General features: G+C 72.8%; 25 protein-coding genes. 12 read left to right on the top strand and 13 right to left on the bottom strand.

The features are described 5' to 3' along the window. Nucleotides 1-89: 89 nt before the first annotated feature. From cysS to ACFW1I_RS21065, 4 genes are all read right to left on the bottom strand, one after another. Nucleotides 90-1487 (bottom strand): cysteine--tRNA ligase, encoded by a 1398-nt coding sequence (gene cysS / locus ACFW1I_RS21080; protein ID WP_384672085.1) that lies wholly within the window; start codon nt 1485-1487, stop codon nt 90-92. Between the two features lie 64 nt (nt 1488-1551). Further along, nucleotides 1552-2058 (bottom strand): 2-C-methyl-D-erythritol 2,4-cyclodiphosphate synthase, encoded by a 507-nt coding sequence (gene ispF / locus ACFW1I_RS21075; RefSeq protein ID WP_384672083.1) that lies wholly within the window; start codon nt 2056-2058, stop codon nt 1552-1554. Continuing rightward, a complete protein-coding gene (ispD, locus tag ACFW1I_RS21070; protein ID WP_031009791.1) occupies nt 2048-2797 on the bottom strand; it encodes a 2-C-methyl-D-erythritol 4-phosphate cytidylyltransferase in 750 nt (249 codons plus the stop codon). Before ispD ends, ispF begins: the two co-directional genes overlap by 11 nt. A 261-nt stretch (nt 2798-3058) precedes the next feature. Then, the gene (locus tag ACFW1I_RS21065) at nt 3059-3541 is read right to left on the bottom strand and encodes a CarD family transcriptional regulator (RefSeq protein WP_003953493.1); all 483 of its coding nucleotides are present in this window, start codon (nt 3539-3541) and stop codon (nt 3059-3061) included. A 642-nt stretch (nt 3542-4183) separates the two neighbouring features. Between ACFW1I_RS21065 and ACFW1I_RS21060 the strand changes: the two genes are divergently transcribed. Further along, nucleotides 4184-4810 (top strand): DUF461 domain-containing protein, encoded by a 627-nt coding sequence (locus ACFW1I_RS21060; RefSeq protein WP_384672080.1) that lies wholly within the window; start codon nt 4184-4186, stop codon nt 4808-4810. Nucleotides 4811-4907: 97 nt separating this feature from the next. On the opposite strand, the gene ACFW1I_RS21055 is transcribed toward ACFW1I_RS21060, so the two are convergent. Together ACFW1I_RS21055 and ACFW1I_RS21050 are read right to left on the bottom strand one after the other, a co-directional pair. Then, entirely contained in the window at nt 4908-5588 is a 681-nt protein-coding gene (locus ACFW1I_RS21055) for a response regulator (RefSeq protein ID WP_030495564.1), read from the bottom strand. Continuing rightward, nucleotides 5585-6817 (bottom strand): cell wall metabolism sensor histidine kinase WalK, encoded by a 1233-nt coding sequence (locus tag ACFW1I_RS21050; RefSeq protein ID WP_030495563.1) that lies wholly within the window; start codon nt 6815-6817, stop codon nt 5585-5587. The genes ACFW1I_RS21055 and ACFW1I_RS21050 overlap by 4 nt, the downstream gene beginning before the upstream one ends. A gap of 266 nt (nt 6818-7083) precedes the next feature. Here ACFW1I_RS21050 and phoU point away from each other — a divergent pair, with 266 nt between their 5' ends. Further along, nucleotides 7084-7764, top strand: a complete 681-nt coding sequence (phoU, locus tag ACFW1I_RS21045; protein ID WP_031009786.1) for a phosphate signaling complex protein PhoU — start codon at nt 7084-7086, stop codon at nt 7762-7764. Between the two features lie 116 nt (nt 7765-7880). Further along, nucleotides 7881-8033: a hypothetical protein gene (locus tag ACFW1I_RS21040; RefSeq protein WP_384672077.1), complete on the top strand. Its 153-nt coding sequence runs from the start codon at nt 7881-7883 to the stop codon at nt 8031-8033. Between the two features lie 63 nt (nt 8034-8096). Here ACFW1I_RS21040 and ACFW1I_RS21035 read toward each other — a convergent pair whose 3' ends face one another. Then, complete coding sequence (locus tag ACFW1I_RS21035) at nt 8097-8564, bottom strand: GNAT family N-acetyltransferase (RefSeq protein WP_384672075.1); 468 nt, start codon at nt 8562-8564, stop codon at nt 8097-8099. Between the two features lie 94 nt (nt 8565-8658). On the opposite strand from ACFW1I_RS21035, the gene ACFW1I_RS21030 reads away from it, so the two are divergent. After that, a complete protein-coding gene (locus ACFW1I_RS21030) occupies nt 8659-9195 on the top strand; it encodes a hypothetical protein (protein ID WP_384672072.1) in 537 nt (178 codons plus the stop codon). A 66-nt stretch (nt 9196-9261) separates the two neighbouring features. On the opposite strand, the gene ACFW1I_RS21025 is transcribed toward ACFW1I_RS21030, so the two are convergent. After that, nucleotides 9262-10023, bottom strand: coding sequence for a phosphoglyceromutase (locus ACFW1I_RS21025; RefSeq protein WP_384672069.1), 762 nt, complete (start codon nt 10021-10023; stop codon nt 9262-9264). Between the two features lie 125 nt (nt 10024-10148). On the opposite strand from ACFW1I_RS21025, the gene ACFW1I_RS21020 reads away from it, so the two are divergent. Beyond that, complete coding sequence (locus ACFW1I_RS21020; protein ID WP_384672066.1) at nt 10149-11447, top strand: MDR family MFS transporter; 1299 nt, start codon at nt 10149-10151, stop codon at nt 11445-11447. On the opposite strand, the gene ACFW1I_RS21015 is transcribed toward ACFW1I_RS21020, so the two are convergent. Further along, on the bottom strand, nt 11404-11934 hold the full coding sequence (locus ACFW1I_RS21015; RefSeq protein ID WP_384672064.1) for a YbjN domain-containing protein: 531 nt from the start codon (nt 11932-11934) through the stop codon (nt 11404-11406). The genes ACFW1I_RS21020 and ACFW1I_RS21015 overlap by 44 nt on opposite strands. Beyond that, nucleotides 11927-13297: a D-inositol-3-phosphate glycosyltransferase gene (gene mshA / locus ACFW1I_RS21010; protein ID WP_384672061.1), complete on the bottom strand. Its 1371-nt coding sequence runs from the start codon at nt 13295-13297 to the stop codon at nt 11927-11929. The genes ACFW1I_RS21015 and mshA overlap by 8 nt, the downstream gene beginning before the upstream one ends. A 264-nt stretch (nt 13298-13561) precedes the next feature. Between mshA and ACFW1I_RS21005 the strand changes: the two genes are divergently transcribed. The 3 genes from ACFW1I_RS21005 to ACFW1I_RS20995 all read left to right on the top strand — a co-directional run bounded on the left by ACFW1I_RS21005 (nt 13562) and on the right by ACFW1I_RS20995 (nt 17416). After that, nucleotides 13562-14359, top strand: a complete 798-nt coding sequence (locus ACFW1I_RS21005; protein ID WP_384672059.1) for a class I SAM-dependent methyltransferase — start codon at nt 13562-13564, stop codon at nt 14357-14359. 316 nt (nt 14360-14675) lie between these two features. Then, a complete protein-coding gene (locus ACFW1I_RS21000) occupies nt 14676-15734 on the top strand; it encodes a C40 family peptidase (RefSeq protein WP_384672056.1) in 1059 nt (352 codons plus the stop codon). A gap of 428 nt (nt 15735-16162) precedes the next feature. Further along, the gene (locus ACFW1I_RS20995) at nt 16163-17416 is read left to right on the top strand and encodes a PP2C family protein-serine/threonine phosphatase (RefSeq protein WP_384672053.1); all 1254 of its coding nucleotides are present in this window, start codon (nt 16163-16165) and stop codon (nt 17414-17416) included. A gap of 72 nt (nt 17417-17488) precedes the next feature. On the opposite strand, the gene ACFW1I_RS20990 is transcribed toward ACFW1I_RS20995, so the two are convergent. From ACFW1I_RS20990 to ACFW1I_RS20980, 3 genes are all read right to left on the bottom strand, one after another. Next, on the bottom strand, nt 17489-17836 hold the full coding sequence (locus ACFW1I_RS20990) for a DUF2516 family protein (protein WP_384672138.1): 348 nt from the start codon (nt 17834-17836) through the stop codon (nt 17489-17491). A 95-nt stretch (nt 17837-17931) separates the two neighbouring features. Beyond that, nucleotides 17932-18531, bottom strand: coding sequence for a hypothetical protein (locus ACFW1I_RS20985; RefSeq protein WP_384672050.1), 600 nt, complete (start codon nt 18529-18531; stop codon nt 17932-17934). 26 nt (nt 18532-18557) lie between these two features. Continuing rightward, complete coding sequence (locus tag ACFW1I_RS20980; RefSeq protein WP_384672047.1) at nt 18558-18992, bottom strand: helix-turn-helix domain-containing protein; 435 nt, start codon at nt 18990-18992, stop codon at nt 18558-18560. A 103-nt stretch (nt 18993-19095) separates the two neighbouring features. Here ACFW1I_RS20980 and ACFW1I_RS20975 point away from each other — a divergent pair, with 103 nt between their 5' ends. From ACFW1I_RS20975 to ACFW1I_RS20960, 4 genes are all read left to right on the top strand, one after another. Beyond that, a complete protein-coding gene (locus ACFW1I_RS20975) occupies nt 19096-19515 on the top strand; it encodes a helix-turn-helix transcriptional regulator (RefSeq protein WP_384672135.1) in 420 nt (139 codons plus the stop codon). A gap of 10 nt (nt 19516-19525) precedes the next feature. Next, nucleotides 19526-19939: a VOC family protein gene (locus tag ACFW1I_RS20970; RefSeq protein ID WP_384672044.1), complete on the top strand. Its 414-nt coding sequence runs from the start codon at nt 19526-19528 to the stop codon at nt 19937-19939. A gap of 117 nt (nt 19940-20056) precedes the next feature. Next, the gene (locus ACFW1I_RS20965) at nt 20057-20545 is read left to right on the top strand and encodes a MarR family winged helix-turn-helix transcriptional regulator (protein WP_384672041.1); all 489 of its coding nucleotides are present in this window, start codon (nt 20057-20059) and stop codon (nt 20543-20545) included. 111 nt (nt 20546-20656) lie between these two features. Beyond that, a complete protein-coding gene (locus ACFW1I_RS20960) occupies nt 20657-22081 on the top strand; it encodes an MFS transporter (RefSeq protein WP_384672038.1) in 1425 nt (474 codons plus the stop codon). Nucleotides 22082-22138 lie beyond the last annotated feature (57 nt).

The following is a 22138-nucleotide window of genomic DNA, read 5'->3' as shown; positions in this document are numbered from 1 at the left end:
TCGCGTGAGCCTCTCGCGGTGGGGGCCCTGTTGTGGGTGTGGGCGGGGGGCCCGGCGGGGCCGCGCCCCCCCCACGTCTTCGGGGTGTTCTATCGGTTGGCGATGGTCCAGCGGGGGCCGTCGGGGCTGTCCTCGATGGCGAGGCCGGACTGGGTGAGCTGGTCGCGGATGGCGTCCGCGGTGGCCCAGTCCTTGCGCTCGCGGGCGGCTTCCCGCTGCTGGAGCACGAGGCGGACGAGGGTGTCGACGACGCCGTGGAGCTCTTCGCCGCCGCCGGTCTCGTCGGCCCAGTGGGGGTCGAGGGGGTCGAGGCCGAGGACGCCGAGCATGGCGCGGACCTCGGCGAGGCGGGCGATGGCCTCGTCCTTGTCGTCGGCGGCCAGCGCGCTGTTGCCCTGGCGGACGGTGGTGTGGATGATCGCGAGCGCGTGCGGGACGCCCAGGTCGTCGTCCATGGCCTCGGCGAAGGCGGGCGGGACCTCGGTGGCGGGCGGGACGGTCCGGCCGGCCTTCTCGGTGGCGCGCTGGACGAAGCCCTCGATGCGGGCGAAGGCGGCCTCGGCCTCGCGCAGGGACTCCTCGCTGTACTCGATCATCGAGCGGTAGTGCGGGGTGCCGAGGTAGTAGCGCAGGACGATGGGGCGCCAGTTCTTCACCATCTCGCTCACGAGGACCGAGTTGCCGAGCGACTTCGACATCTTCTCGCCGCTCATGGTGACCCAGGCGTTGTGGACCCAGTAGCGGGCGAACTCGTCGCCGAAGGCCTTGGCCTGGGCGATCTCGTTCTCGTGGTGCGGGAAGATCAGGTCGAGGCCGCCGCCGTGGATGTCGAAGGCGGAGCCGAGGTACTTGTGGGCCATGGCCGAGCACTCCAGGTGCCAGCCGGGGCGGCCGCGGCCCCACGGGGTCTCCCAGTCGGGCTCGCCGGGCTTGGTCGCCTTCCACATGGCGAAGTCGCGGGGGTCGCGCTTGCCGGAGACGCCCTCGTCGGGCTGGCGGAGGTCGTCCAGGTCCTGGTTGGAGAGCTCCAGGTAGCCGGGGAAGGAGCGGACGTCGAAGTAGACGCTGCCGTCGGCCTCGTAGGCGTGGCCGCGCTCGATGAGGCCCCGCATCATCTCGATCATCTCGGGCACGTGGCCGGTGGCGCGGGGCTCGTAGGTGGGCGGGAGGCAGCCCAGGGCGTCGTAGCCGGCGTTGAACGCGCGCTCGTTCTCGTAGCCGATCGACCACCAGGGGCGGTTCTGGTCCTTGCCCTTGGCGATGATCTTGTCGTCGATGTCGGTGACGTTGCGGATGAAGGTGACGTCGTAGCCGCGGTGGGCGAACCAGCGGCGCATGATGTCGAAGTTCAGCCCCGACCGGATGTGGCCGATGTGCGGGGCCGCCTGGACGGTGGCGCCACAGAGGTAGATCGAGACGCGGCCCGGCGTGAGCGGGGTGAAGTCACGGATCTGCCGGGCGCTGGTGTCGTACAGGCGAATAGTCACCACTCCAGGGTAGTGGGCGTGTGGTGGTGCCCCGTGACCGATTCCCGGCGCCGGGGCACGTTTTTCACTGCTCCTGGGGCGATACGGGGTACACGAGGGCGGTCGCGAGGGCGGCGAGGCCCTCGGCGCGGCCGGTGAGGCCGAGTCCGTCGGTGGTGGTGCCGGAGACGGAGACGGGGGCGCCGGCCGCTTCACTGAGCGCCTTCTGGGCCTCGTCGCGCCGCTTGCCGATCTTGGGGCGGACGCCGACGACCTGGACGGCGATGTTGCCGATCTCGTATCCCTCGGCGCGGACGATCCGGGCGGCCTCGGCGAGGAGGGTGGTGCCGGAGGCGCCGGCGTACTCGGGGCGGGAGGTGCCGAAGTGGGCGCCGAGGTCGCCGATGCCGGCGGCGGAGAAGAGCGCGTCGCAGGCGGCGTGGGCGGCGACGTCGCCGTCGGAGTGCCCGGCGAGGCCGTATTCCTCGCCCTCCCAGAGGAGGCCCGCGCACCAGAGTTCGCGGCCCTGCTCGAAGGCGTGGACGTCGGTGCCGATGCCGGTGCGGGGGATGACGGGGGACTCAGAAGCCATCGTTGGCCCTCCTGCGGGCGAGTACGGCCTCGGCGAGGACGAGGTCGAGGGGGCGGGTCACCTTGAACGCCTCTTCGTGGCCGGGCACGACGACGACGGGCGCGCCGAGCCGTTCGACCATGCCGGCGTCGTCGGTGGCGCCCTCGCCGGCGAGGGCGATGGTGGCGTGGGCGTTGACCAGGGTGTCGTGGTCGAAGCCCTGGGGGGTCTGGACGGCGCGGAGGCGGGCGCGGACCGGGGTGGCGACGACCTGCTCGGGGTCGCCGGGGGTCCCGGCGGGCTCGACCTCCTTGACGGTGTCGGCGACGGGCAGCGCGGGGACGACGGCGACGGCGCCGTCGCGGACGGCCTCGATGACGGCGTCGACGGTGTCGACGGGGACGAGGGGGCGGGCCGCGTCGTGGACGAGGACGGTGGTGATGCCGTCGGGGAGCGCCTTGAGGCCGAGGTGGACGGACTCCTGGCGGGTGTCGCCGCCGGCGACGACGAGGTAGTCGGTGCGCTCGGGGAGGGCGTGGTCGTCGAGGAGGTGTTTGACCTCGGCGACGCCGTCGGCGGGGGCGACCACGACGACGAGCTGGACCGCGCGGGAGGCGGCCATGGCGCGGACGGCGTGGATGAGCATGGGGGTGCCGTTCAGCGCGCGCAGCGCTTTGGGGGCGCCCGGACCGAGGCGTACGCCCCGCCCGGCGGCCGGGATCACCACGGCGGTACGGCTAGGACGCGCTTCGTCTGACATCGGTTGCACTCCGGCAGGTTTGTTTCCGCGGGCGACGTGGGTATGGCGTCAGCAGGCTTTGAGACGACGCCTCGACCGGGCCCTTTCCGTGACGACGGTCGGGGCGTCGCCATGCGAGAGCCGCAGGTCCGGGGCTTGATGGGGAGGAAAGAAGAGAGACGAACATGCCGCAGTGCCCGGCGACGGGACTGTGGAATCGGTGATTCACAGCTCGTCGGCGGGCACCGCGGCATTACTGCTGGGCATGGTGTGCGCCAGGCGTCAGGACGCGAGCACCTCGTCGAGGAGGGCCTCGGCCTTGTCCTCGTTCGTGTTCTCCGCGAGCGCCAGCTCGCTCACCAGGATCTGCCGAGCCTTGGCGAGCATGCGCTTCTCACCTGCGGAGAGACCGCGCTCGCGCTCGCGGCGCCAGAGGTCGCGGACCACTTCGGCGACCTTGATGACATCGCCGGAGGCGAGCTTCTCGAGGTTCGCCTTGTAGCGGCGGGACCAGTTCGTCGGCTCCTCGGCGTACGGCGCGCGCAGCACCTCGAAGACCCGGTCCAGCCCGTCCTGCCCGACAACGTCGCGCACGCCTACGAACTCCGCGTTGTCCGCCGGCACGCGAACCGTCAGGTCGCCCTGCGCGACCTTGAGCACCAAGTAGGTCTTGTCCACGCCTTTGATCTGGCGAGTTTCGATGGCCTCGATCAGCGCGGCCCCGTGATGGGGATAGACCACGGTGTCGCCAACCTTGAACGTCATGTGACAGGTACCCCTTCCGTGGCTATCCAGGGTAACACGGAAACTGCTTCTTCTGAATGGCGTTTCCGCAGGTCAGGGCATATCTCGGGGCTTGACAAGTGTGTCGCCCGCGTGCTGCGGAGGGCTTCCGGAAGGCGGTATTCGCAGGTCGGAGCGGCTGCGTCGACAGAGAGAAACGCGCACGTTACACACATCCGGGACCCGCCCGAGCGGGCGGTATGTCCGGGTTCGTCCGGTCAGGAGTGGCCCCGTTCACGTACTCCGTTCGAGGATCGACCACCCGTACGGAGGGATCACGCCGAGAATCCGGAATTGATCAGCGGGCGACCCGTCCGTGCTTTTCCGTAAGGGAAGGGATGCGGAATGCGACGCGACCGCCGGAATTGATCACGTCGGTTATGTGAACGCCGGGCCAATGGGATGTGTTCCGGCCACGGCGCCGCACCGCGCGGGGGCCGCGGCGGCCGGGACCTCGGGCGGGGCGGGGGCAGGGCTCGGGCAGGGCGCGGGCAGGGCTCGGGCGCTAAGGGGCGGGTCGGGTGCGGGACGGAGAGTCAGGCTCGGTAACCTAAGCGCGCTGACGCACCTTTAGCTGGTCCTTAGTCCCTCTTCCGTCCGTACGTCCTAGGAGTTGCCGCCGCCGTGAGCCGCAGCCTTCGACGCGGCGCCCTCGCCGCCACCGCCATCGTGTTCTCGATCGCCGCGCTGTCCGCCTGCGGTGCGGGCAACGACGCCCAGACGCTCGGCATCCGGCCGGACAACGCCGCCGTCACGGTGGACGACGTCAAGATCCAGAACGCGCTCGTCATCACCCAGCCGACGCCCGGCGCCAAGGGCCCGGCCGTCGTCTCGGCCACCGTCTTCAACAACGGCCGCGCCCCGCAGACGCTGGAGTCGATCAGCCTGCCCGGCAGCAACGCGGCGGTCGTCCTCAAGTCCGCGAAGGGCGCCGGCCCGGTGGTCGTCCCCGCCGGCGGCTCCGTCGTCATCGGCGGCGCGGGCAACGCCTCCGCGACCATCGAGAACGGCCACGAGGCCGCCAAGAACGGCGACGCGCAGAAGGTCACCTTCAAGCTCAGCGAGACCGGTGACGTCTCCCTGGAGGCGTTCGTCGTCCCGTCGACGAGCTACTTCAAGGAGTTCGGCCCGTCCGAGGTGCCGCTCCCGCCCGGCTCCACCCCCTCCGCCGAGCCGACGGCCGAGGCCGGCGAGCACGGCGCCGGACACGGCACCGAGGGCGGCGAGGCCAGCCCGACCGCCGGCCACTGAGCCACCGCTCGTACGACGCCGAGAGGGGCGCCCCGTTCCGGGACGCCCCTCTCGTCGTACGCACACCTGCTTCCCGCCTCGCGGGCGGGCGTGGATCCTACGGCTCGAACTTGTAGCCCAGGCCCCGGACCGTGACCAGGTAGCGGGGGGCGCCCGGGTCCGGCTCGATCTTGGCGCGGAGGCGCTTGACGTGGACGTCGAGGGTCTTGGTGTCGCCCACGTAGTCGGCGCCCCAGACGCGGTCGATGAGCTGCATGCGGGTGAGGACGCGGCCCGCGTTGCGGAGCAGCATCTCCAGGAGGTCGAACTCCTTCAGGGGGAGGTCGATCTTGGCGCCGGCGACCGTCACCACGTGGCGGTCGACGTCCATGCGGACCGGGCCGGCCTCCAGGGCCGCCGGGGTGACCTCCTCCGGCTCGCCGCGCCGGCGGAGCACCGCGCGGATGCGGGCGACCAGCTCGCGGGAGGAGAAGGGCTTCGTCACGTAGTCGTCGGCTCCTATCTCCAGCCCGACGACCTTGTCGATCTCGCTGTCCTTCGCGGTCACCATGATGACCGGGACGTTGGAACGGCCCCGCAGCTGCCGGCAGACCTCCGTGCCGGGCAGGCCCGGCAGCATCAGGTCGAGGAGGACGAGGTCCGCTCCGTTGCGCTCGAACTCGTCGAGTCCGTCGGGGCCGGTCGCCGCCACGGCGACCTCGAAGCCCTCCTTGCGGAGCATGTACGACAGGGCGTCGCTGAAGGATTCCTCATCCTCGACGACAAGGACTCGGGTCACGGAAGGACCTCCGGTGCAGGAAGCGGTTCGGTCATGAGATCGGGGGTGAGGGAGGAGGCGGCGGTCCGGCGGTCCCGTGCGGAGCCCGCCTCGGGCAGCCGCAGGGTGAAGGTGGAGCCCTGACCCTCGGTGCTCCACACCGTGACCTCTCCGCCGTGCGAGGCGGCCACGTGCTTGACGATCGCGAGCCCGAGCCCCGTACCGCCGGTGGCACGCGAGCGTGCCGGGTCGACGCGGTAGAAGCGCTCGAAGATCCGCTCGCGGTCCTTCTCCGGGATGCCGATGCCCTGGTCGGTCACGGCTATCTCGATGAGGTCCCCGCCGGGGGCCGCGACCCGGCGGGCGGCGATGCCCACGCGGGTCCGGGCCGGCGAGTAGTTGACGGCGTTCTCGACCAGGTTGCCCAGGGCCGCGGCGAGCTGGCCGCGGCTGCCCCAGACGTACAGGTCGGCCGCGCCGCCGGAGGCCATCGTGATCTGCTTGGTGGAGGCCGGGTGCCGCGAGCGGTCGATCGCCTCGGCGACCAGCTCGTCCACGGACACCGGCTCGGAGTCCTCCAGCGGGTCGTCGTTCTGCACCCGCGAGAGGTCGATGAGCTCCTGGACCAGGTTGGTCAGCCGGGTCGCCTCGATCTGCATCCGGCCCGCGAAGCGCATGACCGCCTCGGGGTCGTCCGAGGCGTCCATGACAGCCTCGGAGAGCAGCGAGAGCGCCCCGACCGGGGTCTTCAGCTCGTGGCTCACGTTCGCGACGAAGTCGCGCCGTACCGCTTCGATGCGGCGCGCCTCCGTCAGGTCCTCGACCAGGAGCAGCACGAGCCGCGAGCCGAGCGGGGCGACCCGCGCGGAGACGGCGAGGGCCTCGCCGCGTCCGCCGCCGCGCCGGGGCAGGTCCAGCTCGACCTGTCGTATCTCCCCGTCCCTGCGGGTGTCGCGGGCCATGTTGAGCATCGGCTCCACGGCCAGCTTCCCGCCGCGGACGAGCCCGAGGGCGTACGCCGCCGAGCTCGCCTTCACCACGGAGTCGCTCTCGTCGAGCACGACGGCGGAGGAGCGCAGCACGGAGAGCACGGTGTCGACGCCGGGCGGCAGCACGGCGTCGGTGTGCAGAGAGGTACGGGTGGGTCGCGCCTGGTCGCGCTCGCTCCAGCGGAACGCCAGCATGGCGATCACGCCGGTACACACGCCGGCGATCGCGGCCAATGCGGCGACCGCCGCGTTCACGTCCATGCCATCCAGGTTATGCGTGGTCACGGACACTCTCCCAGCCGTCCGAGTGGCTGCTCGAACACTCGTCGCTCAGAGTTCACCCTGGGGACGGGGCCGGTTCATTTGTCCTGGGAGGGGCAGGGGCCCGCGTCGCCCAGAGTTCACCTTCAGGCCAGAGGTGGTTCACACGAGGGGATGGAGCCGGACGCACAGGGGGCCGAACGTGGGAGCGTGAGGGTCCAGAGCGACCCCCTGAAGAAGAGGCACTCCCGGAGAGAGGGACATCCATGCGGGACGCGTACCACGAGGAACTTGATTCGATCGGCGAGGGCCTGGTCGAGATGGCCCGCCTGGTCGGATCGGCGATCGGGCGCGCCACCACGGCGATGCTCGACGCGGACCTGAAGCTCGCGGAGAGCGTGATCGCCGCGGACCAGAAGGTCGACGACCTCCAGCACGACCTGGAGGCGCGGGCGATAGCGCTGCTCGCCCGGCAGCAGCCGGTGGCGACGGACCTGCGGATCGTGGTCACCTCGCTGCGGATGAGCGCCGACCTGGAGCGCTCGGGCGACCTGGCGCAGCACGTGGCCAAGCTGACCCGGCTGCGCTTCCCGGACCGCGCGGTCCCGAACGACCTGCACGCGACCATCCTCCAGATGGGCCAGCTGGCGCAGCGCCTGATGGCGAAGGCGGCCGAGGTGATCATCACCAAGGACGTCGACCTGGCGATGCAGCTGGAGCAGGACGACGACGAGATGGACCTGCTGCACCGGGCGCTCTTCCAGCACCTGATGGACGACCGGTGGAAGCACGGCATCGAGACGGCCGTGGACGTGACGCTGCTGGGCCGGTACTACGAGCGGTTCGCCGACCACGCGGTGTCGGTGGCGAAGCGCGTGGTCTACCTGGTGACGGGTGAGCACGCGGACGAGCTGCAGCCGCAGGACACCCCGGTCGAGGGCGCGTAGGGCGTACAGGGGGGCGTACGGGCGCACGGGGCTTCCGTGCGCCGTTGATGCGCCGGTCCGGGTGGGCATGCAATGGGGGACGAGGGACGATCCGCGTCCCGCGAGGGAGGGACCCCATGGCCGATTCCCCCATCACGACCGACGCCCCGGCGGAGGCCCCGCGCGAGCGGACGCACCTGCCCGTCCTGGGTGCCTGCGGCTGCGGCTCCGGCTGCGGCTGCGGCTGCCAGTCGGGGGCGCCGTGCCAGTGCGGCGGCTGCTCGGGCTGACGTGAGCGGCTGCTCGGGCTGACGTGAGGGGGGAGGGTCCCGTCCGGCCCTCCCCCCTTCTCCTCACAGCTCCAGGACGCCGACGGTCTGGCCGCCGCTCTCCTCGCCGGTGGTACGGAACCCGAGCCGGCGGTAGAACGCGCCGGGTCCGTCCGCGCCGGGCTCCCAGGTGACGTACATGCGGGTGGCTCCGCGCCGGCGCAGCTCCTCGGCGACGGCCTCGACGGCGAAGCGGCCGTAGCCGGCGCCCTGGGCGTCGGCGGCGATGTTCAGCCGCCACAGCCCGCTGCGCCGGTCGGTCGGGTCCTCCTCGCCGCGCCAGGCGATGTCGAGGAAGGCCATGACGAAGCCGACGAGCCGGTCGCCGTCGAAGACCAGCCGGGGCCAGGCGGTCTCCCCGTACGCGTACGCCTCGGCCAGCGACTTCGTGACGGGTGCGACGTTCTTCTCCTGATGGGGGTGGACGCGCAGGGCGAGGGCGGCGTCCACGGTGGCGGGGGTGACCCGCTCCAGGCGCGGTGATCGTGTCATGGAGGGGACCGTAGCGGGCCTCCTCCCCCGTTCACCTCGGATTACCGTCGGTCACCCCTGGGCATCGGCGGCTCCGCCCGACAGAATTGCGGCCATGCCCACCGCGCGAGCGACCCTCCTGACAGCGGCGGCGGCCGGAGCCGCCGCACTGCTGCTCACGGGCTGCTCGCCGGCACCCGCCGGACTGGCGGGCGTGTCCGTGGCGGAGGACGGCACGCCGCTCGGCGTGATCCTGATGTGCCACGACCACGTCGACGGCGCGACGCTCCACCCCGACGACGCCTCGAAGGCGGAGTCCCGGGAGATCACCGGCGACTGGCGGCACGACGGCCCGGTCACCGGCTTCACCACCTGGCCACTGATGCACACCGCGGGCGCCCCGGAGGCCGAGGAGTGGACGCCGGAGATGGAGACGGCCCTCCTGGAGAAGGGCCGCACCTACCAGCTGGCGGGCTGGACCGACGACGACACCTGGAAGGCGTCCCCGGTCCGCTTCACCCCCGAGGACCTGGCCCACCTGAAGCCCGGCCAGGTCCGCTACACCCTGGACGACGAGATCCGCACGACCACCCTCGACGACTTCCGCGACGGAGCCTGCGACGAGGCCGCGGGCGGCCGCGAGGAGCACTGACGAGGAGCACCGACGCCGGGAGCCCCCGACCCACCCGGGCCGGGGGCTCCCGCGAAAGCGCGAAGGCTACTTCTTCTTGCCCTGGTTCTTGACGGCCTCGATGGCGGCCGCGGCGGCCTCCGGGTCGAGGTAGGTGCCGCCGGGGTTCAGGGGCTTGAAGTCGGCGTCCAGCTCGTAGGAGAGCGGGATGCCGGTGGGGATGTTGAGGCCCGCGATGTCGGCGTCGGAGATGCCGTCGAGGTGCTTCACCAGGGCGCGGAGGCTGTTGCCGTGGGCGGCGACCAGGACCGTGCGGCCGGCCAGGAGGTCCGGGACGATGCCGTCGTACCAGTACGGGAGCATGCGCTCGACGACGTCCTTGAGGCACTCGGTCTGCGGGCGCAGCTCCGGCGGGATCGTCGCGTAGCGGGCGTCGCCGGCCTGCGAGTACTCGCTGTCGTCGGCGAGCGGCGGCGGCGGGGTGTCGTACGAGCGGCGCCAGAGCATGAACTGCTCCTCGCCGAACTCGGCGAGGGTCTGGGCCTTGTCCTTGCCCTGGAGGGCGCCGTAGTGACGCTCGTTCAGGCGCCAGGAGCGGTGGACCGGGATCCAGTGGCGGTCCGCGGCCTCCAGCGCGAGCTGTGCGGTGCGGATGGCGCGCTTCTGGAGGGAGGTGTGCAGCACGTCGGGGAGCAGGCCGGCGTCCTTGAGCAGCTCGCCGCCGCGCGTCGCCTCCTTCTCACCCTTCGCGGTGAGGTTCACGTCCACCCATCCGGTGAACAGATTCTTCTCGTTCCACTCGCTCTCGCCGTGGCGGAGGAGGATCAGCTTGTACGGTGCGTCGGCCATGCGTACGAGCCTAATGGACCGCTGACGATTGACGCGCGTCGTCAATTCGCTGGCGTCCGCCAGCCGAGATGCGTAAGTTTCGAGAGCCGTTGGAGGGACTTACAGCACGCAGGGGGCGCCCACACATGTCCATCGACTCGCTCAGACGATCGGCGGTCGCCACCGTCTCCGGTCTTCCGCAGGGCTTCTGGTGGCTGTGGCTGTCGACCCTGGTGAACCGGACCGGGGCCTTCGTCCTGACGTTCCTGTCCCTCTATCTGACGACCGAGCTCGGGCACTCCGCCTGGTTCGCCGGTCTCGTCGTCGCCCTCCACGGTCTCGGCGGCGTCGCCGGCTCCCCGCTCGGCGGGGCCCTCACCGACCACTGGGGCCGCCGGCCCACCATGGTCACCATGCACCTGGCGGCCGCCGCGTGCGCCGCCGCGCTGGTCTTCGTCACCAGCGCCTGGGGCGTGGCCCTCGTCGTCCTGCTGATGGGCGTCGCCATGCAGGCGGTCCGGCCCTCCATCAACGCGACGATCGCGGACATGGTCCCCGCCGACGACGTGCGCCGCGCCTACGCCCTCAACTACTGGGCGCTCAACCTGGGCTTCGCCGTCGCCTCCATCGCGGGCGGCGCCGCCGCCTTCCTCGGCTACCGCACCCTCTTCGTCGTCGACGCCGTCGCCACCACCCTGTGCGCGGTGATCGTCTTCCTGCGGCTGCCGGAGACCCGGCCCGAGCGGGCGGAGCCGAAGTCCGGGGAGAAGGAGGACGACGAGCGGGTGTCCATGCTGGACGTGCTGCGCGACGCGCCCTTCCGGACCCTCGTCCTCCTCAACCTGCTGGTCTGCGTGGTCTTCACCGCGCCCTGGATCGGTCTGCCGCTGACCATGGCCGAGCAGGGCCTGTCGCCGTCGTCGTACGGCATGGTGATCGCCGTCAACGGCATCGTGATCGTCGCCTTCCAGCTGCTGGTGAACAAGGTGACCGACCGGCGTTCGCCGGTGGTCCTGCTGACCGTGGCCTCGCTGCTGTTCGCCGTCGGCACCGGCGCCACCGCGCTGGCCGGTTCGGCCGTGGCCTTCGCCGCGACCGTCGTGGTGTGGACGGTCGGCGAGATGGTCCACGTGCCGACGAACGCCGCCGCCACCGCCCGGCTCGCCCCGGAGCACGCCCGCGGCCGCTACCAGGGCGTGATGGGCATGTCGTGGGCGGTCGCCGCCTTCGTCGCGCCGGTCGTGGCCGGCGTGGTCGTCGACGGGCCGGGCTCGGACGTGCTGTGGGCCGGCTGCTTCGCGCTCGGCCTCCTCGCCGCCGTCGGCTACACCCTGCGGCTGCGCAGGGCGCTGTGCGAGGAGGAGCCCGCGGCCGAGGAGCTGGCCGCCGCCGACGCGGCCGTCAGCCCTGTTCCGGCGAAGCCGGAGCCCGCGTCAAGCTCCTGAACGCGTCCAGGTTCCGCGTCGACTCCCCGCGGGAGACCCGCCAGGCGTACTCCCGCCGGATGGCCGACGCGAAGCCGAGTTCGAGCAGCGTGTTGAAGTCGCCGTCCGCCGCCTCCAGGACCGAGCCGAGCAGCCGGTCCAGCTCCTCCGGCGTGACGGCGGCCAGCGGCAGCTTGCCGGCGAGGTAGATGTCGCCGAGCTGGTCGATCGCGTACCCCACCCCGTACAGCTTCAGGTTCCGTTCGAGGAGCCAGCGGTGGACGCCGGCCTCGTTCTCGTCGGGGTGGCGGACGACGAAGGCGTTGAGCGAGAGGGAGTGCCGGCCGATCCGCAGCGACAGGGTCGTGGACAGCTTGCGGGTGCCGGGGAGCTTGACCACGTACGAGCCGGGGTCGGGGCTCTCCCACTCCAGCTCCGCCTCGGTGAGCGTGTCCTCGACGATCCGCCGGGTGTCCCGCGCGTCCTGAGCGTCCTGAGCGTCAGCCATGGTGGGAGCGTACGCGACGGTGGTGCGCGCGCTGCCGGTGGTCGTGCATGGCGGCCGTGTACACGTCGGCGGTGCCCGAGGCGGCCGTGTCCCAGCCGAAGGACTCCGCGTGCCGGGCGGCCGCGTCGCCCATCCGCGCGGTGAGCTCCGGATCGGCGGCGAAACGATCCAGCACGCGCGCGTAGTCGACGGGGTCGTGGCCCTGCACCAGGAAGCCGGTCCGCTCGTCCCGTACGGCCACCGGCAGACCGCCCACCGCGGCGGCGACGACCGGCGTGCCGGCCGCCTGCGCCTCGATCGCGACCAGCCCGAAGGACTCACTGTACGAGGGCATGACGAGGACCGACGCGGCCCGGAACCAGTCGGCGAGCCGCTCCTGGCCCACCGGCGGGTGGAAGCGCACCAGATCGGCGATGCCCAGCTTGGCGGCGAGCTTCTGCAGCTGCTCCGGCTTGGCGAGGCCGCTGCCGCTGGGGCCGCCGACCACCGGCACCACCATCCGGGAGCGCAGCGAGGGGTCGCGGTCGACCATCAGGGCGGCGGCCCGCAGCAGGATGTCCGGGGCCTTGAGGGGCTGGATGCGGCCGGCGAAGACGGGGACGAAGGCGTCGTGCGGCAGGCCGAGGCGGGCGCGCGCGGCGGCCCGGCCGTCGGCGGGCCGGAAGCGGTCGAGGTTGACCCCGGGGTGGACGACCGCGATCTTGCCGGGGTCCGCCTCGTAGAAGCGGGCCAGCTCGTCGGCCTCCTCGGTGGTGTTGGCGATCAGCCGGTCCGCGGCGGCGACGATCTGCGTCTCGCCGATGACCCGGGCCGCGGGCTCCGGGGTGTCGCCCTCGGCGAGCGAGGCGTTCTTGACCTTGGCCATGGTGTGCATGGCGTGCACGAGCGGGACGCCCCACCGCTCGGCGGCGAGCCAGCCGACGTGGCCGGAGAGCCAGTAGTGCGAGTGGACGAGGTCGTAGTGGCCGGGGCGGTGGCCCGCCCACGCCTGCATCACGCCGTGCGTGAAGGCGCAGAGCTGGGCCGGCAGCTCCTCCTTGGCCAGTCCCTCGTACGGGCCGGCGTCGACGTGCCGCACCAGGACCCCGGGGGCCAGCTCGACGACGGGGGCGAGGCCGCCGGTGGTGGCCCGGGTGAAGATCTCGACCTCGATGTCGATGGCGGCGAGCCGCTTGGCGAGCTCGACGATGTAGACGTTCATGCCGCCCGCGTCGCCGGTGCCCGGCTGGTGGAGCGGGGAGGTGTGCACGGAGAGCATGGCGACCCGGCGGGGGGTGCGGTGGCGGCCGGGAAGCCGCAGCCGGGAGGGGGCTGCCGGGTGCCGGTGCCGGGTGCCGGCGAACCGGGACACGTACTGGCTCACGTCGGCGGTCCTTCCGCGAGAGGTGCCTGGCGGGGCTGTCTTCGGCCGGGGGGCGGCCGCACCGGCACGCCCGGGTCCGCCGGACACGCCTGAGGGAGGGCGCACACGTCCTCCGGCACCGCACAACACCGGAGGGACCCCTTTCATTTCCACCACCGGCGCACTTTGCCAATTCATTGCCCGCCTCGTCCGCACGTGCGCGTACGCCCCCTGAGCTCCTGCCACCCCGTACGCGCGCGTGCGGGCGCCCCGTACCCTCGTCGCATGGCCCCGCGCACCACCCGCCCCGTCGGCACCCCGACCCGCGGGACCACCAACCCGAACCGGCTGCGCCGCATGGACCGCTGGATCGCCGCCGTCCACGGCCCCGCCCTGCGCCGCTCCCCCGAGCCGCCCGTCGCCGTCGACCTCGGGTACGGGGCCGCCCCCTGGACCGCCGTCGAACTGCTCGCCCGGCTGCGCACCGCGGAGCCCCGCACCCTGCTGTACGGGATCGAGATCGAGCCGGCGCGGGTCGAGGCCGCGAAGCCGTACGAGGGCGGGGGCCTGTCCTTCGTGCACGGCGGCTTCGAGGTGCCGGTGCCCGGCGCGCCCGCGCTGATCCGGGCCGCGAACGTGCTGCGCCAGTACGACGAGGAGCAGGTCGCGGCGGTCTGGGAGCGGCTGTGCCGGCGGCTCGCGCCCGGCGGGCTGCTCGTCGAGGGGACCTGCGACGAGATCGGGCGCCGGCACGTGTGGGTGGCGCTGGACCGGGGCGGGCCGCGCACGGTCACCTTCGCGACCCGGCTGGGCTCCCTGGAGCGGCCTTCGGACCTCGCCGAGCGGCTGCCGAAGGCGCTGATCCACCGGAATGTGCCGGGCGAGCCGGTCCACGCCTTCCTGCGGGACTTCGACCGGGCCTGGGCGGCGGCCGCCCCGTACGCCTCGCTGGGCGCCCGGCAGCGCTGGATCCGCTCCGTCCGCGACCTGGCGGGCGACTGGCCGGTCGTGGACGGCCCGAAGCGGTGGCGGCAGGGCGAGGTGACGGTCCGCTGGGACGCGCTCGCGCCCCGGGAGACGTGAGGACCGGCGGACAACAGGCGGCGGGCCACGGCCGACAGGCGACAGGCGACCGCGGCGGCCGGCAGGCGACGACGCCAGCGGCGGGAGGAGAAGACGCCCGTGCTCGGGTGACCGGCCGGTGTCCTGGAGACCTCCGGCGCCCCACGACACGCCCACATCCCCCTACGGCGGGAACGCCACCCGCCCATCCGCCGTCACTCTGGCGGGGGACCTGTCGTTTTCCGGTTCTGCGTGGCACTATCGCCAGGACCACCACAAGTTACTGACGGTAAATCAGATAGTGGCCGAGGGGGTACCCGGTCACGAGGGGGAACACGTGAACCGAGGACGCCGACGTCCGTACGCCGCCGCCGCGGTCACCGTGGCCTGCGCCCTGGCCCTGCTGGCCACGCCCGCGCTGACCCTCCAGGCCGCCGCCGCCCCGCTGCCGCCGCCCCCGCCGAAGAAGACCCTCGAACAGGTCCGCACCGAGATCGACGGGCTGTACCGGCAGGCGGCCGCCGCCACCGACGCGTACAACCTCGCCGAGGAGCGCGCCGAGAAGCAGTCCGCCGAGATCGTCCGGCTCGCCCGCATGATCGAGAGCGGCCGGAAGCGGATCGACACCCTCAAGGCCCAGGCCGGCGCCACCGCCCGCGCCCAGTACCGCAACGGCGGCATCCCCGACAGCGCCCAGCTCGTCCTCACCGGCGACCCGCAGCTCTTCCTCGACACCGCCGGCCGGCTCCGCGAGGGCGCCAAGGCCACCACCGACCTCATCGCCGAACTCTCCCGCGCCCAGGCCGAGCTGAACACCTACGCCACCGAGGCCGGCGACAACTGGACCCGGCTGGAGGCCGACCGGGTCCGGCAGGCCGAGGCGAAGAAGGAGATCAACGGCAAGATCGCCGCCGCGAAGAAGCTGGAGAGCGAGCTCGCCGCCGAGGAGCGCGAGCGGCTGCGCCGGCTGGAGGAGCTGGCCCGGCAGCAGGCCCAGACGAAGTGGCTCGGCTCCGGCATACTCGCCGAGCTCACCACCGAGGCCACGCCCGAGGGCCGCAAGGCGATCGAGTCCGCGCTCGCCCAGGTCGGCAAGCCGTACGTGTGGGGCGCCGAGGGCCCCGACTCCTTCGACTGCTCCGGCCTGACCCAGTCCGCCTGGGCCGCCGCCGGCAAGAGGATCCCCCGCACCTCGCAGGAGCAGTGGCGGCTGCTCCCCCGCGTCCAGCCGGAGGACATGCGCCCCGGCGACCTGATCGTCTACTACCAGGACGCCAGCCACATCGGCATGTACATCGGCGACGGGAAGATGGTCCACGCGCCCCGCCCCGGGCGGAACGTCACCGTCGCGGGCGCCGGCTCGATGGAGATCCTCGGCATCGTCCGCCCGTCCTGACCCCGGGCGGGGCCGTCCGGCCACCACGCCCCCTGCCCTGCCCCGTCCGGCCCGGCCCGGTCCGGTGCGACCTCCCAGCCTGGCCGCCCGTCGCCACGGACCCGGCCCTGTCCGGTCCGGTGCGACCTGACACATCCGGCCCGAGTGACCTTTCTCATGGGTCCGGGAGCCGCCCGTGCCCGCTCGGGGCGCAACTACCTCCCCTTCCGCGGCATATGCCAAGGAAGAGCCGGCCGCCCGCGGAGTGATCGCCATTCCGCTGCGCGCCGCACTGCCGCTATGGTCCCGGACGGGCGGGCCGCCACCCGGCGCCCGGCGCACCCTCGGGGGAGGGAAGGAAACCCGGACCGATGCCCGTATCCGTACCGCGCCAGAGAATCGTCTCTGCTGCGGGGCAAGGCGACACCACCGCCATGGACGCCACCGCCATGGAAGCCACCGCTGTGACAGACACAGGAACCGGCACAGGCACAGGAACCGACCGCGACCGCACCGACCTCACCCTCCTGGTCGTCGAGGACGACCCGGCGGGTGCCCTCGCCGTGCCCGAACTGCTCGACGCCGCCGGCGCGAGCGGCACCCGGGTCCGCATCCGCACCGCCCGCAACCTCACCGAGGCCGAGCGGCTGCTCACCGACGACGTGCACTGCGTGCTCGTCGACCTCTCGCTGCCCGTGCCCCGCGGCACGGCCGACGCGGACCCGCTCGCCCCGCTGCGGCACATCCTGCGCCTCGCGCCCCGGCACGCCGTCCTCGCCCTGGCCCCCTCCGCCGACGCGGAGCTGGCCGCCGAGGCGGTACGGGTCGGGGCCCAGGACCACCTCTTCCGCGAGGAGCTGGACGGCCGGCTGCTGAGCCGCGCCATCCGGTACGCGGTCGAGCGCAAGCGCAACGACGCCGCCAAGGTGAAGCTCGCCGAGTCGCGGCTGCGCGCCCAGGAGAACGCCCGGCTGGAGCGCGGCCTGCTGCCCACCCCGCTCCTGGAGGGCTCCGACCTGCGCTTCGCGGCCAGCTACCGGCCCGGCCGGTCCCGCGCGCTGCTCGGCGGCGACTTCTACGACGTCGTCCGCACCCCGGACGGCACCGTCCACGCCATGATCGGCGACGTCTGCGGCCACGGCCCGGACGAGGCCGCGCTCGGCGTCGAGCTGCGGATCGCCTGGCGCGCCCTGACCTTCGCCGGGCTCTGCGGGGACGAGCTGCTCTCCACCCTCCAGCAGGTCCTGGAGCACGAGCGGGAGAGCGAGGAGATCTTCGCGACGCTCTGCACGGTCGACATCGCGCCCGACGGGCGCCGGGCCGGGCTCTGCCTGGCCGGGCACCCGGCCCCGCTGATCGCCCAGCGGGGCGGCACCGCGCGGCTCCTGCCGTACGAGGACGGGGGCCCGGCCCTGGGTCTGCTGCCGCGCGCCCGCTGGCCGCGCCGGCAGGTCGAGCTGGGCGGGGCGTGGAGCCTGCTCCTCTACACCGACGGCCTGATCGAGGGCCGGACGGCGGGCCCCGGCTCGGCGCGGCTCGGGCAGGACGGCATGGTCGAGATGATCAACCGGCAGCTGGCCGGCGGGCTGCGCGGCGAGGCGCTCCTGGAGGCGGCGATGGCCGAGGCCCGGACGCTGAACGGCGGCGAGCTGACGGACGACGTGGCACTGCTGGCCCTGGAACGGGACAGGGCCCGGGGATGAACTCCCCGGGCCCCGCCCGATCCGTGCCCCGCGTGCCCCGCGTGCGCTGACGCGCCCCGCGCGGTGCGGCCGCTACCGGCCGCCGTTGTAGGGGCCGTACGGCCCGTCGCTGCTGGAGCCGCCGCGCCGGCCGCCGCCGCCACCGCCCATGACCTGCTTGAGCGCGGGCCGCACGTCCACCATGAAGACGATGGCGGCGACGAGGCCCGCGATCAGCAGGAAGAAGAAGCTGGGCAGGAGCAGGTTCAGGGCGAGGTTGACGCCGAGCAGGATCAGCCAGAACTTCTTGGTCTGCTTGTCCGCGGCCCGGTAGGCGTCCTCGCGGACCAGCGCCGCGATGACGAACGAGGCGACGGCGAGGCCGGTGAAGACCAGGAACATCAGCAGGTTGAGGGTGTTGTCGAACCGGTCCATCAGCATGCTGAACACCGCCTAGTGGGTCATGGGGTACGTACGCCTCGCGGTCAAGGTACCCGTTTCAACGCTCCGGGCCCCAGGAATCGTGCCCGGGTCCGCTATTCGGCCTCGCCGGCCGGGACGGCCGCCCGGTCCGCCGACTTGGCGGCGGTCTTCTTCGCGGGGGCCTTGCGGGCGGCGGGCTTGCGGGCGGGCGCCTTCCCGGCCTCCGGCTCGGCCGCCTCCTGCGCGGGCACCTCGACCACGGGCTCCGTCACCGGCTCGGACACGGGCTCGGGCTCGGAGACGGGCTCGACCACGACCGTGATCTCGGCGGCCGGCTCGGCGGTCTCGCCGCGCCAGGCGCGGACGGCCTCCTCGCCGTGGGCGGCGACCTCCTCGTACTTCTCGCGCGCCTTGACGGCGTACTCGACGGCCACGCCGACGCCCCGCAGGGCCAGGTCCTGCGCGGTCTCGCCGAGCTTCTTGAGGTCGGTGTCGAGACCGCCGACGACCTCGGCGACCGTGGCCTGCACCCGCTCCTGGACCTTCTCCTGCACGGCCTTCGGGTCGGTCTTCCGCACGGCCTCGAAGCGGCCGGGCGCCTCGGCGGCGAGCTGCTCGATCAGGCCGGGCACCTTGCGGGCCTGCCGGACGGCGAGCTCGGCGGTGCCGGCGGCGAAGTAGAGGGGGGTACGCAGTTCGTCGATGATGGCCATGCCGGTGGTCCTCCCGGTGGGACGTGCTAGCTGGATGCTTCCGACTCGGCGGCGGTCCTCGCCGCGTTCTCCGCAGCGCTCTTCGCCGCGTTCTCCGCCGCGTGCTCGGCGGCGTTCTCCTTGCGGAAGGAGTCGTAGATCTGGAGCAGCACCTGCTTCTGCCGCTCGCTGATCGAGGGATCGGCCAGGATGACGGCCCGCGTCTCCAGCTCCTCCCGGTCCTTCTCGTCGAGGATCCCGGCCCGCACGTAGAGCGTCTCGGCCGAGATCCGCAGCGCCTTGGCGACCTGCTGGAGCACCTCGGCGCTGGGCTTGCGCAGCCCGCGCTCGATCTGGCTGAGGTACGGGTTCGACACCCCGGCGGCGTCGGCGAGCTGCCGCAGCGAGAGCTGCGCGGTGCGCCGCTGCTCGCGCAGGTAGTCGCCGAGGCTGCCGAGGTTCCCGACGTTGAGCGATGCCATGCTCCGTACCCTGCCACCGCTTGCTAACTATTGCAAGCAGATGCTTGCAAGAGTGCTCGCGCGCGCCGGACGCCGCCGGTACGGTGAGGGCGTGACCACCCGCATACCGCTCGACGACCTCCGGCGCCTGCGCAGGGCGCGGGACCAGATGGACCGGGACTACGCGCAGCCGCTCGACGTGACGGCGCTGGCACGCACGGCGCTGATGTCGACCGGGCACTTCGCGCGGAGCTTCCGCAGCGCCTTCGGGGAGACCCCGTACAGCTATCTCATGACCCGGCGGATCGAGCGCGCCAAGGCGCTGCTGCGGCGCGGCGACCTGTCGGTGACGGACGTCTGCATGGAGGTGGGGTGTACGTCGCTGGGCTCGTTCAGCTCGCGCTTCACCCAGTTGGTGGGCGAGACGCCGAGCGCCTACCGGGCCCGTGAGCACGGCGCCGACGCGGCCCTGCCCGCCTGCGTCTCCAAGGTGGTCTCGCGACCGGTCAGGAACGGAGAAGCGCGGCCCGGCGGCGCTCCCTAGCGTGGAGCGCATGGACATCAACCTCTCCCAGACCTTCATCACCGTCGACGACCACGAGAAGGCGCTCGGCTTCTACCGCGACGCGCTCGGCCTGGAGGTCCGCAAGGACGTCGGCTACCAGGGCATGCGCTGGGTGACCGTGGGCTCGCCCGCGCAGCCGGACGTGGCGGTCGTGCTCGAATCGCCGCTCGCCGACCCGAGCGCCTCCGAGACCGACCGCCAGGCGGTCGTCGACCTCATGCGCAAGGGGCTGCTGCGCGCGGCGATCTTCGCCACGGACGACGTCGACGCGGCCTTCGAGCGGATCAACGCCTCGGGCGCCGAGGTCCTCCGCGAGCCGGTGGACCAGCCGTACGGCGTCCGCGAGTGCGCCTTCCTCGACCCGGCGGGCAACCAGATCGTCTTCCAGCAGCCGCTGGCCTGACCTCGGCCACCCGGCCGTTCGTCGGTCCGTCGATCGGCCGTTCCGTCGATCGGCGGGCCCGAGATCGTCCGGTTCTCGATAATCCGCGACGGATCGATGCTCGCTATCCTGGCGGGCATGACCGCCATGAGCCCCCGCCGCAGCGAGCCCGACCTCTCCTACCTCCTCGACCACACCAGTCACGTCCTGCGCACCCGCATGGCGGCGGAGCTGGCGGAGATCGGGCTCACCGCCCGGATGCACTGCGTCCTCGTCCACGCCCTGGAGGAGGAGCGGACCCAGGCGCAGCTGGCCGAGATCGGCGACATGGACAAGACGACGATGGTCGTCACCGTGGATGCCCTGGAGAAGGCCGGGCTCGCCGAGCGGCAACCGTCCAGCACGGACCGGCGGGCGCGGATCATCGCCGTCACCGAGGCGGGCGCCCGGGTCACCGAGGAGAGCCGGCGGATCGTGGACGGCGTCCACGCGGACGCCCTCGGCTCGCTCCCGGAGGAGGAGCGGGAGGTGCTGGTCCGGGCGCTGGGACGGCTGGCCGAGGGGCATCTGAGGGCGCCGGTCGAGGGCGCGGGGACGACCACCCGCAGGGCCCGCCAGAAGGCCTGACGCCCGCCGTCCCGTCACAGGACCCCGACATCAAGTTCCGTAAAAAATAGTCTGCAACAAAACCATCTGCTAGCGTCTCTCCTGTCGCCTCCACGGACAGGAGAGATCCTCATGCGTGCCCCATCCCGCTCCCTCGCGCTCACCGTGCTCGCCAGCGCCATGCTCATGACCGTCCTCGACGGCAGCATCGTCACCGTCGCCATGCCCGCGATCCAGGCCGACCTCGGCTTCACCCCGGCGGGGCTGAGCTGGGTCGTCAACGCCTACCTGATCGCCTTCGGCTCCTTCCTCCTGCTCGCCGGCCGCCTCGGCGACCTGGTCGGACGCAAGCGGATGTTCCTCGCCGGAACCGCCGTCTTCACCGCGGCCTCCGTCCTCGCCGCCGTCGCGGGCTCCCCCGGCGTCCTGATCGCCGCCCGCTTCCTCCAGGGCGCCGGCAGCGCGATGTCCTCCGCCGTCAGCCTCGGCATCCTCGTCACCCTCTTCACCGAACCGCGCGAACGCGCCCGCGCCATCGCCGTGTTCAGCTTCACCGGCGCCGCCGGCGCCTCCCTCGGCCAGGTCCTCGGCGGGCTCCTCACCGACGCCCTCTCCTGGAACTGGATCTTCTTCATCAACCTGCCCATCGGCGCCGCCGCGATCGCCCTCGCCGCCCGCGCCCTCCCCGCCGACCGGGGCCTCGGCCTCCGCGCCGGAGCCGACGCCCTCGGCGCGCTCCTGGTCACCGCGGGCCTGATGACCGGCATCTACGCGGTGGTGCGGATCGAGGAGTACGGCGCCGGCTCCGCCCACACCCTCGGCCTCGGCGCGCTCGCCCTCGCCCTGATCACCGGCTTCCTGCTCCGCCAGCGTCGGGCCGCGACCCCCCTGATGCCGCTGCGGATCCTCCGCAACCGCTCGGTCGCCGGCGCCAACCTGGTCCAGCTGCTCATGGTCGCCCCGCTGTTCGCCTTCCAGGTCCTGACCGCCCTCTACCTCCAGCAGGTCCAGGGGTACGGCGCCACCGCCACCGGCCTCGCCATGCTGCCCGCCGCCCTGGTCATCGGCGCCGTCTCGCTCGGCGTCGCGGCCCGGCTCATCACCCGCTTCGGCGAGCGCGCGGTCCTGCTCACCGGCATCACCCTGCTGATCGGCGTGCTGGGCCTGCTGACCCGCCTCCCCGTGCACGCCTCGTACGTCACCGACCTGCTCCCGGTGATGCTGCTCGCCGCCGGCTTCGGCCTGGCACTGCCGGCCCTCACCGCGCTCGGCATGTCGGGCGCCGACGAGGCCGACGCGGGCCTCGCCTCCGGGCTCTTCAACACCACCCAGCAGATCGGCATGGCGCTCGGCGTCGCCGTCCTCACCACCCTGGCCGCCGCCCGCACCGACGCCCTCGACGCGGCCGGCCGGACCGCCGCGGAAGCCCTGACCAGCGGCTACCGGCTCGCCTTCGGCGTCGGTACGGGACTGCTGATCGCCGCCCTCGCGGTCGCGGCGACCCTGCTCCGCCCCAAGGCGGAGGCCCCGAAGCCCGAGGTGGTCATCGCCGCCTGACCCTCCCCCGCCCCTCCCCCCGCACCCCTCAGGCGTCGCGGCCCTCCACCAGGGCCG

The organism is Streptomyces sp. NPDC058955 (genome assembly GCF_042741435.1).
Lineage (GTDB): Bacteria > Actinomycetota > Actinomycetes > Streptomycetales > Streptomycetaceae > Streptomyces.
Note: the sequence above shows the minus strand (reverse complement) of the source record. Positions and strands in the feature narration are given on the sequence as shown.

Bases quoted from the DNA above. Each gene is read 5' to 3' on its own strand.
- phoU (WP_031009786.1), top strand. From the start codon at position 7,084: ATGCGGGACGCGTACCACGAGGAACTTGATTCGATCGGCGAGGGCCTG.
- ACFW1I_RS21020 (WP_384672066.1), top strand. From the start codon at position 10,149: ATGTCCATCGACTCGCTCAGACGATCGGCGGTCGCCACCGTCTCCGGT.
- ACFW1I_RS21065 (WP_003953493.1), bottom strand. From the start codon at position 3,541: ATGACGTTCAAGGTTGGCGACACCGTGGTCTATCCCCATCACGGGGCC.
- ACFW1I_RS21005 (WP_384672059.1), top strand. From the start codon at position 13,562: ATGGCCCCGCGCACCACCCGCCCCGTCGGCACCCCGACCCGCGGGACC.
- ispF (WP_384672083.1), bottom strand. From the start codon at position 2,058: ATGGCTTCTGAGTCCCCCGTCATCCCCCGCACCGGCATCGGCACCGAC.
- ACFW1I_RS20965 (WP_384672041.1), top strand. From the start codon at position 20,057: ATGACCGCCATGAGCCCCCGCCGCAGCGAGCCCGACCTCTCCTACCTC.
- ACFW1I_RS21040 (WP_384672077.1), top strand. From the start codon at position 7,881: ATGGCCGATTCCCCCATCACGACCGACGCCCCGGCGGAGGCCCCGCGC.
- ACFW1I_RS20990 (WP_384672138.1), bottom strand. From the start codon at position 17,836: ATGCTGATGGACCGGTTCGACAACACCCTCAACCTGCTGATGTTCCTG.
- ACFW1I_RS20970 (WP_384672044.1), top strand. From the start codon at position 19,526: ATGGACATCAACCTCTCCCAGACCTTCATCACCGTCGACGACCACGAG.
- ACFW1I_RS21050 (WP_030495563.1), bottom strand. From the start codon at position 6,817: ATGGACGTGAACGCGGCGGTCGCCGCATTGGCCGCGATCGCCGGCGTG.
- ACFW1I_RS20995 (WP_384672053.1), top strand. From the start codon at position 16,163: ATGGAAGCCACCGCTGTGACAGACACAGGAACCGGCACAGGCACAGGA.
- ACFW1I_RS20985 (WP_384672050.1), bottom strand. From the start codon at position 18,531: ATGGCCATCATCGACGAACTGCGTACCCCCCTCTACTTCGCCGCCGGC.
- ACFW1I_RS21015 (WP_384672064.1), bottom strand. From the start codon at position 11,934: ATGGCTGACGCTCAGGACGCTCAGGACGCGCGGGACACCCGGCGGATC.
- ACFW1I_RS21030 (WP_384672072.1), top strand. From the start codon at position 8,659: ATGCCCACCGCGCGAGCGACCCTCCTGACAGCGGCGGCGGCCGGAGCC.
- ACFW1I_RS21025 (WP_384672069.1), bottom strand. From the start codon at position 10,023: ATGGCCGACGCACCGTACAAGCTGATCCTCCTCCGCCACGGCGAGAGC.
- ispD (WP_031009791.1), bottom strand. From the start codon at position 2,797: ATGTCAGACGAAGCGCGTCCTAGCCGTACCGCCGTGGTGATCCCGGCC.
- ACFW1I_RS20980 (WP_384672047.1), bottom strand. From the start codon at position 18,992: ATGGCATCGCTCAACGTCGGGAACCTCGGCAGCCTCGGCGACTACCTG.
- ACFW1I_RS20960 (WP_384672038.1), top strand. From the start codon at position 20,657: ATGCGTGCCCCATCCCGCTCCCTCGCGCTCACCGTGCTCGCCAGCGCC.
- ACFW1I_RS21035 (WP_384672075.1), bottom strand. From the start codon at position 8,564: ATGACACGATCACCGCGCCTGGAGCGGGTCACCCCCGCCACCGTGGAC.